12 protein-coding genes are annotated in these 13270 nt (G+C 51.6%); 2 read left to right on the forward strand and 10 right to left on the reverse strand.

Going from position 1 to position 13270, the window contains the following annotated elements:
- Window positions 1-11: 11 nt before the first annotated feature.
- The 3 genes from rhaM to rhaT are packed head-to-tail and all read right to left on the reverse strand — an operon-like array spanning window position 12 to window position 3555.
- Window positions 12-326, reverse strand: a complete 315-nt coding sequence (gene rhaM / locus Q4E93_RS08495; protein ID WP_303584254.1) for an L-rhamnose mutarotase — start codon at window positions 324-326, stop codon at window positions 12-14.
- A gap of 11 nt (window positions 327-337) precedes the next feature.
- Window positions 338-2458, reverse strand: a complete 2121-nt coding sequence (locus Q4E93_RS08500; protein WP_303584256.1) for a bifunctional aldolase/short-chain dehydrogenase — start codon at window positions 2456-2458, stop codon at window positions 338-340.
- A gap of 14 nt (window positions 2459-2472) precedes the next feature.
- Window positions 2473-3555, reverse strand: coding sequence for an L-rhamnose/proton symporter RhaT (gene rhaT, locus Q4E93_RS08505; protein WP_303584258.1), 1083 nt, complete (start codon window positions 3553-3555; stop codon window positions 2473-2475).
- 168 nt (window positions 3556-3723) lie between these two features.
- On the opposite strand from rhaT, the gene Q4E93_RS08510 reads away from it, so the two are divergent.
- Window positions 3724-4785, forward strand: a complete 1062-nt coding sequence (locus Q4E93_RS08510; RefSeq protein WP_303584259.1) for a PDDEXK nuclease domain-containing protein — start codon at window positions 3724-3726, stop codon at window positions 4783-4785.
- 12 nt (window positions 4786-4797) lie between these two features.
- Here the strand turns inward: Q4E93_RS08510 and Q4E93_RS08515 are convergent, their stop codons facing one another.
- The 5 genes from Q4E93_RS08515 to Q4E93_RS08535 all read right to left on the reverse strand — a co-directional run bounded on the left by Q4E93_RS08515 (window position 4798) and on the right by Q4E93_RS08535 (window position 9707).
- A complete protein-coding gene (locus Q4E93_RS08515; RefSeq protein ID WP_303584261.1) occupies window positions 4798-5256 on the reverse strand; it encodes a nuclear transport factor 2 family protein in 459 nt (152 codons plus the stop codon).
- A 28-nt stretch (window positions 5257-5284) separates the two neighbouring features.
- Complete coding sequence (locus Q4E93_RS08520; RefSeq protein WP_303584263.1) at window positions 5285-6622, reverse strand: sugar porter family MFS transporter; 1338 nt, start codon at window positions 6620-6622, stop codon at window positions 5285-5287.
- 147 nt (window positions 6623-6769) lie between these two features.
- Entirely contained in the window at window positions 6770-8056 is a 1287-nt protein-coding gene (locus Q4E93_RS08525; RefSeq protein ID WP_303584264.1) for an MFS transporter, read from the reverse strand.
- Between the two features lie 44 nt (window positions 8057-8100).
- Window positions 8101-8931 (reverse strand): 5-dehydro-4-deoxy-D-glucuronate isomerase, encoded by an 831-nt coding sequence (gene kduI / locus Q4E93_RS08530; RefSeq protein WP_303584266.1) that lies wholly within the window; start codon window positions 8929-8931, stop codon window positions 8101-8103.
- A gap of 11 nt (window positions 8932-8942) precedes the next feature.
- Window positions 8943-9707 carry an SDR family NAD(P)-dependent oxidoreductase gene (locus tag Q4E93_RS08535; RefSeq protein ID WP_303584268.1) on the reverse strand — a complete coding sequence of 255 codons (765 nt, stop codon included), beginning with the start codon at window positions 9705-9707 and terminating at the stop codon, window positions 8943-8945.
- A gap of 117 nt (window positions 9708-9824) precedes the next feature.
- On the opposite strand from Q4E93_RS08535, the gene Q4E93_RS08540 reads away from it, so the two are divergent.
- Entirely contained in the window at window positions 9825-10862 is a 1038-nt protein-coding gene (locus Q4E93_RS08540) for a LacI family DNA-binding transcriptional regulator (RefSeq protein ID WP_303584270.1), read from the forward strand.
- Here the strand turns inward: Q4E93_RS08540 and Q4E93_RS08545 are convergent.
- Both Q4E93_RS08545 and Q4E93_RS08550 read right to left on the reverse strand, forming a co-directional pair.
- Window positions 10859-11512, reverse strand: coding sequence for an NAD(P)-dependent oxidoreductase (locus Q4E93_RS08545; RefSeq protein ID WP_303584272.1), 654 nt, complete (start codon window positions 11510-11512; stop codon window positions 10859-10861). The genes Q4E93_RS08540 and Q4E93_RS08545 overlap by 4 nt on opposite strands.
- Before the next feature lie 45 nt (window positions 11513-11557).
- Window positions 11558-13237, reverse strand: coding sequence for a GH39 family glycosyl hydrolase (locus Q4E93_RS08550; protein ID WP_303584274.1), 1680 nt, complete (start codon window positions 13235-13237; stop codon window positions 11558-11560).
- Window positions 13238-13270: the final 33 nt, after the last annotated feature.

A 13270-nucleotide genomic window follows, 5' to 3' on the forward strand; every position in this document is an offset into this window, starting at 1 on the left:
GATACAATTTTTTATGGCATATAAAATACTTCCTGCAAGGGTTTTGTCACGGGCGAGGTATCGGGATGCACTTCCATGATATCTTTCATATGGTCCCACCATTTCCACATGATGTCATGGGCCCTGGTCTCGTAGAGCTTTTCAGGATCCTCTATCTGAAGGTAGGCGAACAGCAGAAGGGTCTCTTCGTCCAGGAAGATCGAATAATCCTTTACGCCCACCGACTTCAGCAAGGCTGCCAGCTCCGGCCATACAGCAGCATGGCGGCGCCTGTATTCGGCCTCAAATCCCGGAAAAAGTTTCATTTTAAATGCTATCCGCGACATGGCAATGATTTTTATCTTACAAAGGCCATCGCTACGCCTCCGTCCACATTGAGCACATTCCCGGTGGATTTGTTCATCAGGCCCCCGGTGAGCACAAAACAGGCGTTGGCAATATCTTCCGGTAAAATTATCTCATTTAGCAATGTCCTTTTCGCATAATAAGCAGGGAGCTCTTCCACCTTGACGCCATACGCTTTCGCGCGGCCTTCGGCCCAGGCGCCCGCCCAGATCTTACTGTCCGAAATGACGGCATCCGGGTTCACCGTGTTGACACGGATCTTGTCGGCGCCCAGCTCGGCGGCATTCAGGCGGCTGAGATGCAGCTGGGCAGCTTTGGCCGACCCATAGCCTGCATTGTTCGGGCCCGACACCAGCGCATTTTTACTAACGATGTTGATAATATCGCCCCCGATGGCCTGTTTACGCATGATCTCTACTCCTGCCTGCGTCACGAGGAACTGTCCTTTTACCAGCACGTCATACAGCAAGTCCCAATCTTTCTCCGTATGTTCTTCGATGGGCTTGGAAATGGACAGCCCCGCACAATTCACGATGATGTCCACGCCTCCGAAGGCCAGGGCCGCCGATTGGTATGCATGATGGATCGTTGCGGCGTCCGTCACGTCCAGCAGCTCCGCGACGAAGACATCCCGGCCATATTGTTTCTGGAATTCCTGCTTAGCCGCCTCCAGCCGCTGAGCATCATTGTCATTGATGACGATGCAGGCGCCTTCATCCGCCATTTTTTTCGCAATGGCTTTTCCAATGCCGCCCGCACTACCGGTGACCAGGGCAATCCTTCCGGACAGGGCCTTGGGCTTGGGCATCCGCTGCAGCTTTGCTTCTTCCAACAGCCAGTATTCGATGTTAAAAGCTTCCTGCCGGGGCAGCGAAGTGTAGGAAGACACAGCTTCCGCGCCCTTCATCACGTTGATGGCGTTGATATAGAACTCGGCAGCCACCCTGGCCGTCTGCTTGTCCTTCGAAAACGTAAACATGCCTATACCCGGGTACAATATGACGACGGGATTGGCATCGCGCATAGCCGGGCTATTGGGATGCCGGCAGGAATCATAATAGTGCGCATACATTTGCCGGTAGCTTTCGAATTGGGGCGCCAGCTTTTCCTTTAGTTTTTTTACGTCTTTCAGGTCTTCGGTCGTGCTGATATCCAGTACAAGGGGACTGATCTTGGTACGGAGAAAGTGGTCAGGACAGCTGGTGCCCATGGGAGCCAGCCTGGCCAGGTCATTGGAATCGATGAACTCCAGCACCCGGTCGTCATCCGTAAAATGACCTACCATCTTCGATTTGGAAGAGCAGAAGCCTCTCAGCACAGGGGCCAGGGCCGCCGCCCTCGAGATACGCTCCTGCTTTGAAGCAGCCTGCAACCTTGCCCCGCCGAAAACGGGCCCTTTTTTCCCGATGTGATCTTCCAGGTATTGCGCACAGGTCTCTATCACCTCCAGCGTATTGATATAACTTTCGTAAGCGGTATCCCCCCAGGTGAACAACCCATGGGAGCCCAGCATGATACCGCGGATACCGGGATTGTCATCCAGGCATTTTTTCAGCTTTAATCCCAGGTCGAAGCCCGGGCGCTGCCATTCGACCCAGCCTATCTTGCCGCCGAACAGGTCCTGCGTGATCTTTTTACCATCCTTAGCCGCGGCGATGGCGATGGCCGCATCCGGATGCAGGTGATCGATGTGTTTGAAGGGTAAGAAACCATGCAGTGGCGTATCGATGGAAGGCGCTTTGGAGCTCAGGTCATAGATACAATGATTGAACAGCTCTACCATTTCGTCCTCGAACTCGATGCCGCGGTATACATTCTTCAGGCTCAGGAGTCTTTCAGTGTACAAGGCGGCCAGTCCGCTGCGCTTCAATGTACCCAGGTCGCCGCCGGACCCTTTCACCCACATCACTTCTGTTTCTTTTCCCGTCAGGGGATCTTTGGCGTTAGTCTTACAGGAAGTATTACCGCCACCATAGTTGGTAAGACGAAGGTCCGCACCCAGGAGGTTGCTGCGGTATATTAATAATGCCACTTCATCCCCGGCAAGGGCTGCCGCTGCTTTTTCATCCCATAAATAGCTGACATGCTTAAATTGCTTCGTTGTAACAGACATATTGATTCGCTTTGTTATTTATTCAATGAATTGCCATATCCCACCAGGAACACCGACAGGAGAATAGTAATGATCCCCCATGTTATGGTGGTCCGCGTTTTTTTGCTTACGCCATTCCATTCCTTCAAGGCTATTCCCCACATATTGGCCACCAGTATGATGAATGCCATGTGGAGGATCCAGGAGCTGGCGCCATTGCCCAGCCTGCTCTCGCCCATGCCATAAAAGAAAAATTGCAGGAACCAAATCGTGCCGGCCAGCGCTGCAAAAAAGTAATTGTTCCTGAGGGGAGCTTTTTTATTCGTATAATCCCCAAAGGTCTTATTTTTCGCGTTCAGGATCATGCACCATATGAAGTTGGTGGTGAGCCCACCCCACAACAGCACGATGTAGGTCACATTATTTTGATACAGGAATTTCGTCGTTGCCTCCGGATGAGCCGCCTGCCAGAAGCTATTGGCCATTTCGGACATCGGACCGCCCGCTTCGATGCCATAGTTGAAACAGGCGCTTAGGATACCGGAGATGGTACATACCACCAGCCCTTTTACCAAATTGAATTCCTTGATACTTTCTTTCTTCTTTTCTTCGGGGAGCTCCTTTTCCTTGAGGACGCCTGCACGGCCGCAGATATAAATGCCCAACAGGCAAAGCACCACGCCGGCCAGCACGATCCGGCCCCATGAGGTCGTGAGCAATTCCGTAAAAGTAGTTTTGCCGGGAGTTTTTGCGAAGTTGTAATAGATGGAAGGAACAAGGGCGCCGAATGCGGAAGTGAAACCGAGGAGCACCGAATTACCCAGGGACATACCGAGATAGCGCATCCCCAGTCCATACATCAGCCCTCCTATCCCCCAGAGTATCCCCCAGAAAAAAGTCCATCCCAATGTAGCGGCGGAAGTAGCTGAAATGATCTCTGTAAAATGTGGTACGGTGAGCCAGGCTGCCAGTGGAGGGATGATCAGCCAGGAGAACAGTCCGCCGACGATCCAATAGCTTTCCCAGGACCAGCCTTTCACCTTTTTGTACGGAATGTAAAAGCTGCCGGAAGCGAAGCCTCCGATGAAATGAAAAATGATGCCGAAGAGTACTTGCATGTGTGAATTTATTTTTCAATATGGTTGCAATATAGATTTTGTAAATGTAAAGCGGAATCGGCTAGGAGCTGTCATGCACTGTCATGTGATTTCAGGGTTTATGGATTAAAAAGTTCCGAATTTATTTGCTAATAATATTAGTAATTTTATTGCCTTAAAACCTGACTTATGAATAAGGAATATATGCGGATGATCGTCGATCTCAAACAAAGCATTATACAGAGCCGGTATGCGGCTGCGAGACTGGCTAACAAGGAGCAGTTGCTACTGTATTTTAAGACCGGGAAGGTATTGTCGGAGAAGATTGCGGCGGAGAGATGGGGGGTGAAAATAGTGGAGCAGATAGCGGATGATCTTCAGAAGCAGCTACCAGGATTACGAGGGTTCTCTTATCGTAACCTCATGAAAATGAAGCAATTTGCTGAAACCTATGCGGTGGTTCCATTTCTGCCGTCGGTGACGGCAGAAATACGAAAAATTCGTAACAGAAACGTTAAAATGGAGACAGCTGAATACAATGTGCATTTTTTCAGTATAAGTTTCAGTCACCATATCGTTGTGTTGAATAAATGTAAAAGCCTTGAAGAAAAAATGTTCTATATCTCCCAGGCTGCCTCGCAATGCTGGTCTGTAAGCATACTGGAACATTACATTGACTCAAATCTTTTCTTCCAGCAAGGAAAGCTACCGAACAATTTCGACAAAACGCTTCCTGAGAAATTAAAGTCCTCTGCATTAATGGTCTTCCAGGATGAATACCTGATAGATTTTATGACGCCGGGAGAGATAGAAGATGAACGTGTATTGGAAGAGAAAGTAGTTAGTGATATTAAACATTTTATCATGAAAATGGGCCAGGGCTTCTCCTTCATCGGCAACCAATACCGCCTGGAACTGGCCGGGGAAGAATTTTTCATAGACTTGCTGTTCTTCAACCGCCATCTGCACTGCCTGGTGGCCTTCGAGTTGAAAAGAGGAAAGTTCAAGCCCGAGTATGCCGGTCAACTGAACTTTTACCTGAATGTTCTGGATGAAAAGGTAAAGCTCACGGAAGAAAATCCTTCCATCGGGATCATCCTCTGTAAAGAGAAAAATAATACAGTGGTCGAGTTTGCGGTAAAGACCATTGACAAAGCGATGGGCGTCGCCACCTACAGGACATCGAAAGAAGTACCCAAAGAAATGAAAGGTATTATGCCTGATCCGGGAGAATTGGTAAAGCTGCTATAGAGCAAAATATGACTAAGGAGCCGGCGCCACTTTCACTGCCTGCCTCGCCAGCAACCGCCACTCTCCTTTCTGCTTCAGCCACACCAGCAGGATGGACAATTTCATCTGACCGGGTTTCCCTCCATCATTGGTAGTGCCCGACATGATATACCGTACCATGGCTGTCTTATCGATGACCCTGATGCTTTGCTCCGTGATATCGATGGTGACAAAATCGGATTTACCGCTGGTCAACGCTTCTTCAAACTCCGCCTGGTTTTGGACGACCCCGCTGGAATGGCCATAGCTCAGCTGCGGCATCGTCAATTTGTCCAGGGTGGCTTTGTCCGGGTCGATCATTGCTTTACGCAATGCTTCCACTGCGACCGATACTTCTTTCTCCTCCTTACCCAGCTCGACGGGCGTATTATTCTGGGCCGTCAGGCTGGCCTGCAATGTGCAAAACAACAGGATGGTCAATAATGATCTCATAGAATTATAATTTAAAAGATGATAAATCTTATGCAATACCCAGCTGTTTCTGAATTTCCTCCAATGTCTTTCCTTTAGTCTCCGGCAATACGCGCCAGACAAAGATCAGCTGTATGAACATCATAATGCTGTAAAATACAAACGAATGATACCCTCCATCCTTGCTGCCTTCCACGATCACAGGAAAGGTCCAGGAAATAATAGCTGCCATGATCCAGTGGGTGGAGCTGCCCAGCGAACCGCCCTGGCTGCGCACGGAGTTGGGGAATATCTCCGAGATGAATACCCAGATCACCGCACCCTGTGAGAAAGCGAAAAATGCGATAAACCCGATGAGGTAGAGCAGCACCATGCTTCCACCTGCCCCCTGGTTAAATGCATAAGCAGTCAACCCCAGGAATATGGTCATCCCGATCGAGCCGATCAACAACAATTTTTTTCTTCCGAATTTATCTATCACCGTCATGGCCAGTAAAGTAAAAAACAAGTTAGCCGCACCCACATAGACGGATTGCCTGAAGGAATCGTTCTTATCAAAGCCCGCCATTTCAAAGATGCGGGGAGCATAATAAAGAATGGCATTGATGCCGGACAGCTGGTTGAACATCGCCAGCAGGACTGCATAAAGAATAGGCTTGCTGTATCGCTGCTGAAACAACGGCTCCTTATGCTGCCCGGTGGTTCCGTCAACCTGTTCATGCAAGGACTTTTGGATCGCAACGATCGCACCCTGCGGGTCAGGCTCACCTAATCTCTTCATGACCGGCATAGCGCTATCGGCAAATCCATTGATCACCAGCCAGCGCGGGCTCTCGGGGATCGAGCGCAGCAATATCCAGAAAAGAACGGCCGGCACGAGCATAACACCAAACATCCAACGCCATGCGCTATCTCCCAGGTCTTTCAAAAGGAAATTGGTAAGAAAAGCTATCATGATCCCCAATACAATATTCACCTGGAAAGAACCGGCCAGGCGTCCCCGAAGCTTTGCCGGGGAGATCTCGGAGATATACATGGGCGCTACCACCGACGAAGCCCCTACTGCTATGCCACCGATGATGCGAAAAAAAATGAACAAAGCCCATGCCGAGACAGAGGCGCAGCCTATCGCCGCGATGACGAAAAAGACAGCGATGACCTGCAGGACCTTTTTCCGTCCATATTTTTTTGCCGGGGCAGCCGCCACCAGGGAACCAAAGATGGTGCCGAGCAGACTGGACGCCACGGTAAATCCCTGTGCAAAAGAGCTCAATGACCAGATATGTTCAAGTGTTTTCTCCGCGCCCGAGATAACCACCGTCTCGAATCCAAATAAAAAGCCACCCAGAGCGGCGATCAGCGCAATACGAACGGGATATGGCAGCATGCTAGACAATTTGTTGATTCACCGAAAATAACCTTTATTTTAATTCATCCATGAAGTTTGAAGCTATCACGATAAAAGACATTGCCATACGGGCCTCTTCGCAGCCTCCCCGGATCAGATGAACTTCCCGGAGTAACATACATCGGATCAATCCAGCTGCACCCTTGTCATCTTTGGCGCGAAGAAATGCATCACCACCCAGGCGACCAGGTAAGCCAATCCGCAGATGAGAAAAATGATATTATACCCCAGTGTTTTATTGCCGGCATGAGAGAAGTAATCCAGTATCTTGCCCACCAGCGGCTGGAAGATGATGCCTCCTACGGAGCCGGCCATCCCGCCAATACCTGTCACTGAGCTGACGGCTCTTTTGGGAAACATGTCGGAAGCCGTAGTAAAGATGTTGGCGCTCCAGGCCTGGTGCGCTGCCGCCGCCAGGCTGATCAGTGCGACGATGACCCACATGTCATTGAAATAACGGGCCGTGATGACGGGTAGTACACAGATGGCAAAGAACAGCATGGCCCTTTTCCGGGCTTTATAGACAGGATATCCTTTTTTGATCAGGTAGCCGGAAAGGTAACCGCCGCCGATGCTTCCCACTGTCGTACATGAGTATACGATCACCAACGGCCATCCCGGCTTCGAAAGATTCAGGTTGAAAGTGTCGCTGAAATAGCCCGGCAGCCAGAAAAGGAAGAACCACCAGATAGGGTCGGTGAGGAATTTCCCGAATACAAAGGCCCATGTTTGCCGTACTTTGAGCAGCTTGCCCCAGGAGACGGGTTTTGCACCGGCCACTGCCTGGTCTTCCACATCGCTGTGGATATGTTCGTATTCCTCCCTGGAAAGACCTTTTTTGCGGGATGGTATCTCGTATTTCCATAGCCAGAAGATCAGCCATATAAAGCCCAGCGAGCCCGTGATAAGAAAAGCCACGCGCCAGCCGTATGCCGCCAGTATCGGCACCAGGATGGGTGCGACAACGGCCCCGATGTTAGCGCCTGAATTAAAGATCCCCGTGGCAAAGGCCCTTTCTTTCTTAGGGAACCATTCCGCCACCGACTTAATAGCGGAGGGGAAGTTGCCGGCCTCTCCTACTCCCAGGCCCGACCGGGCGACGGTAAAACCGAAGGTGGACTTTGCCAGGGCATGGGCCATCGCGAAAAGGCTCCATATAATGATCGAGATCGTATAGCCCACTTTGGTCCCTACCCTGTCGACGATGCGGCCAAAAGCCAGCAGACCGAAAGCATAGAAGAACTGAAAGATCCCATTGATCGTTCCGAAAGTGGTCTCGTCCCATCCAAACTCTTTCGTGAGCGCGGGTTTTACAAGACCAATGACCTGCCTGTCGATGTAGTTGATACTGGTAGCGAAAAAAAGCAAGGCAACAACCGTCCAGCGAAACCTGCCGATAGAAGATGTAGGCATGTGAAACTGTTAATTAGCATTCAAGTTTGGTCCAAGATAATCATTTATCGCAGGTCTGCAATGTCCACCAGGTCCATATCGGTATAAGTATAGTTTTCGCCCGCCATTCCCCAGATGAATGAGTAGTTGGCGGTTCCGCAGCCGGAATGAATGGACCAGGGAGGAGAGACAGCGCCCTGGTGATTGGCGATCACCAAATGACGTGTCTCAGCGGGCATTCCCATAAAATGGAAAACACGTTGATTGGCCGGCACATCGAAGTAGAAATATGCTTCCATGCGACGGGTATGCGTATGGGCAGGCATGGTGTTCCATACGCTGCCGGTCTTCAGGATGGTAAGTCCCATGACGAGCTGGCAACTTTGGATGCCTTCCGCATGAATGTATTTGTAGATGGTCCGGGCATTGGATGACTCCGGCGAACCCATGTCGGTGGGCAATGCTTTTTCCTTCGGCAGGTACTGTATGGGGTGAGATGCATGCGCGGGCGCAGATAAGAGATAGAACAAGGCCGGGTCCTGCGTATCGGCGCTTTCAAAGCTTACTTCCTTCACGCCTTTGCCCAGGTAATAGGCATCCAGCTTGTTCAGCTCCCGGGACTGTCCGTCAGCCCATACTTTGCCTTTGCCTCCCACATTGATGATCCCCAGCTCACGCCGCTGAAGAAAATATTCCGCCTTCAGCTCCGGATGAGCGCCCAGGGCAAGTTTTTTTCCAACGGGCTTCGCGCCTCCCATGATCACCCGGTCGTAATGCGTATACAACAGCTGTATCGTGTCATCTTTCATAAGATTGTCCGTGAGGAATGCGCCGCGCAATTCTTCCGTATTCATGGCGCTGACTTCCTTTGGGCTGTGCTCAAACCTGATTTGCATATATAATAATTTTATCGGCCCATCCACCCACCATCCACCGTGAGTATGGTGCCATGTACATAGTCTGCCGCTGACGAAGCTAAAAAAACTGCGGGTCCTTTAAAATCCTCCGGGTTACCCCAACGACCTGCAGGTATCCTGTCCAGTATGGATTTGCTGCGCACAGGATCATTGCGCAGCGCTTCTGTATTGTCGGTGCTGATATAGCCCGGTGCGATGCCATTGACATTGACGCCCTGTGAAGCCCATTCATTGGCCAGTGCCTTTACCAGGCTGCCCAATGCGCCTTTGCTGGCTGCATAGCCGGGGACATTGATGCCACCCTGGAATGTCAGGAGGCTGCAGGTGAAGATGACCTTTCCGCTGCGACGTGCAAGCATATCGCGGCCAAACTCACGCGCAAGGATAAAGGCGGCATCGAGATTTATAGACAGGACTTTGTCCCAATATTCGTCCGAATGGCTGGCTGCCGGCTGACGAAGGATCATACCGGCGTTGTTCACCAGTATGTCTATCTGCTGGTGTTCCTGTTTCACCTTCCCGATAAATGCATATAAAGATGTACGGTCAGTGAGGTCGGCCTGGTAAGCCCGGAATGTCCGTCCCAGGGCCTGAATTTCTTTTTCGATGGCGCTGCCCCGGAGCTCCAGGGAGCCGGAGACGCCGATGATGTCCGCTCCTGCTTCAGCCAGCCCCAGAGCCATGGCGCGTCCGATACCTTTATTACATCCGGTGACCAGGGCTATTTTTCCTTTTAAATCAAAGAGATCGCTCATAAATGCTAACTTTATCCCCGCCAGGGGGATGAATCGGGGGCAAGTCTACATTGTTATTGAATAAGATAGGGATAAAGAGAAGTTTTTTTTTACGAAAACGATTGCGGGCAAAGAAGAATGAAATTCGAAGCTTTAACTATTAAGGATATCGCAAAAGCACTTGGTTTGTCTATCTCCACTGTTTCCAAGGCGCTCAGAGGCAGCCATGAGATCAGCGAGGAGACGAAGCAGGCGGTGCTCAGGTATGCCCGTGAGCATAATTACAAGCCCAACCCCATCGCACAAAGTCTTAAAAGAGGGCAAAGCAGGTCCATTGGGGTGATCGTATGTAATATCGACAATAATTTCTTCTCCCAGGTGATCAATGGCATCGAATCCATCGCGCAGAACAGGGGTTACAATGTCATCATCACCCAGAGCCAGGAAAGCTATGAAAAAGAGGTTTCCAACAGCGACCACCTTTCCTCGCGAAGCGTGGACGGGCTGATCATTTCGCTGTCAGCTGAAACACAGCATATGGACCATCTGGTAAAACTGCATGAGAAAGGGTTGCCGATCGTGTTCTTTGACAGGATTACCGATGAGATACGCACGCACCGGATCGTCGCCAACAACTATAAAGGAGCATATGAAGCGACAAAGCATCTGTTGCAGCAGGGCTGCAGGCGTATTGCGCATGTCACCAGCTCGGGCAGCCTTTCCATCACCCGCGAGCGCCTGGAAGGATATAAGCAGGCTTTAGCAGACGCCGGTGTGACGGCTGATGACCGGCTGATAAAATTTTGCCCGCATGGGGGTATGATCCGCGAAGAGACGCAACAGGCACTGACGGAGCTGCTGCAGCTGCCGGAAAGGCCCGATGCCATCTTTACGGCATCCGACAGATTGAGCACCACCACGCTGAGCCTGCTCCAGGCCATGCGAATACCGATTCCCTGCGAAATAGCGCTGGTGGGTTATACCAATTCCATCTCGGCGGAGATCTTCAATCCGTCCCTTACCTCGGTGGTACAACCTGCCCTGGAGATGGGAAAGCTGGCCACCGAAATGCTGTTATCGCTGATCGAAAGCCGGCGGCCTGTCACACACTTTGAAAAGCGCATCCTCGATACAGAGCTGCAGATCCGTGAATCCAGCCAGAAAAGCAGATGCTAATACGCTGCGGTAAATCGTTGCCGGATATGCCGGGGATTTTCCAGTTCATCGACGATGGCCACGGCCTGATCTTCCACGGAGATGATGCTTTTGCCATCCTTGTCAAACACAGGCTGATCGAGACCTGTACGATAGACGCCCCTGCGTTTGCCTGAAGTGCCGGCATTCATGAGGATGGCGGGACTAAAGAAAGTCCATTCCAGCTCCTGCTCTTTTTTCAATATGTTGAGGTAATCCCTTACTGCGGATGCGGCATCTTTGAATGCTGCGGGAAAATCCGGCTGGTCCACCAGCTGCCGGCCGGGCGCGATCTCCAGGCTGCCGCCGCCGCCGGAGACGATGAACCTTTTTACCCCGGACTTTTTCACGCCTGCCTGGATAGCCTGTGCGCCTGCAAGATAATCTTGGTAGATGTTGGGATCGGACCATCCCGGGTTATAGGCGCTGATCACGGCATCCTGCCCTTTTACCAGGGCTGCTATAAAGTTCTCGTCCATTACATCCCCTGCCTTCATCGAAAGACCCGGGTGCCGGAAACCCAGTTTTTCCGGATGACGTGCGATACCAATCACCATATGATCCCGATCCAATAATTCATGGAGGATGGCCTTGCCTACAAAGCCTGTGGCCCCGATTACAGCTACTTTCATAGAAATGTAATATAATGTAATGGTAGTGAAAAGTTATTATCGGCTTTACCAATCCCACCTCAATAAAGACACGGCATGGGCAGGCAGTGAAAAAGAAACGGAGGCCTCTCCCTTCTCCGGCACCCGCACCCGCTGCGGATCTCCCAATGCCGCAAGCGCTCCTGCCTTTTCCAGCCGCCTGCGGGCAGTCCCGTCAATGGATGAAGGGGACCCCATTTGCCGCCATACCTCATACGCATTGCTATGCGTTCCATCGATGCGAAAATGCCGGAAACGCGCCATTCCGGACGGCAGGTGAGTGACCAGCACATGCATGCCGACGCTATCGCCGGGTAGATCATCATCCGTATAGTTCCATACCATCACCGTCAATTGCCGCGCGCCCGCCACCGCAAGGGCATGAATGTCCGTCCGGCCTCCCTGTACGTTGCTTTTCATCATACTGTCCAGGGGGATGACTGAAGGATTGTCTACGGGGATCCGCCGGCCGGGCATCATCCCATACATGCGGAAAACATTCAACACCGGCTTATCGACCCCATTGGTAGCCAGGTCCCGGAAACCATCAAACCATCTCTGTCCTTCGAATTCGAACGACCAGCTCATGGCCCCCCTGAGGTTCACATGGTAACGTTCCGCCAGATCATAGATCCGTGCGAAGCTGGCGGCCGTATAGCTGGAGTACATCGTACCGTTGCGATAGGCATTCTCCGGGTTGGTGCTCATCCCGCAGGCTGCGCAACCTTCGGGGTCACATTCTGTAATATAGATAGGCAGTTCCTTAAAAATGCTGCTGCTGACGATGGAAAATCCCCTGGCGACGTCTCCCAGCTGAGGACTCATGTTCATACGCACGTGTCCGTCCACCAGCCGGGGACTGCCTTTGGCATGAAAGCTGATGAAATCCAGGGGCGCGCCTTTTTTGCCTGTGGCGTAGTTCGTTCCCCCCGTGCAGTGGGCCAGGAAATCCTGCAGCCAGCCGGCAGCTTTATCCCAGCCCGGGCCCGTGGTTGCCGGACCGCCGATGCGGGCAGAGGGCAAAGCCCTTTTGACGGCGTCGGCCGCAAAATCGTACAATGAAAAATAGTCTTCCCGGCTGCCTTTCCAATAGCCGATGTTGGGCTCGTTCCAAACTTCCCACAGCCAGGAGCCCACTTCCTTTTCTCCGTAACGTCGTACTGAATGAAGCACCCACTGATATACCAGCTCACCCCATTTCTTGTAGTCATTGGGCGGATAGGCCCAGCCGGTATACACGCTGTCATAAGGTACGCCCGGCTTCCAGTGATGACGATAGGGCTGCGGATGCGTGGACAAGGCTTCGGGCATAAAGCCTATTTCAGCCAGGGGCCGCATGCCTCGCCGGACATAGGTATCGAAGATGCTGTCCACGATATGCCAGTCATAGACCGGATGTCCCTGCCCATCTTCGGTGTATGCATTGGTAGAACCCCATTTCAGGGCGGGCGTGCCATCTCCCGTGGTCAGCAGGTTGTGACACCGTACATAGACAGGAACAGTGCTGAGGGCCGCCAGCTCGGACAGCAGTTTTTTTCCGTCGGGCTGGTACGTGTAGTTCGGCTCATCATAACCAAAATACGCCCAGACAGGAAGCAGGGAATCGCCCTGCCTGCGATAGTCGAGGGTAATCTGCCGCGGGGACTGGCCCCGGGCTGGCGACAGTGAAAGGAGCATCAGGCTCAACCAGTATAATGAGGTCCTCATGATCACAAGGTAGTAAGGAGTATTGGGATTTTT

Source organism: Flavitalea plasmicola, from assembly GCF_030546645.1.
Classification (GTDB): Bacteria; Bacteroidota; Bacteroidia; order Chitinophagales; family Chitinophagaceae; genus Puia.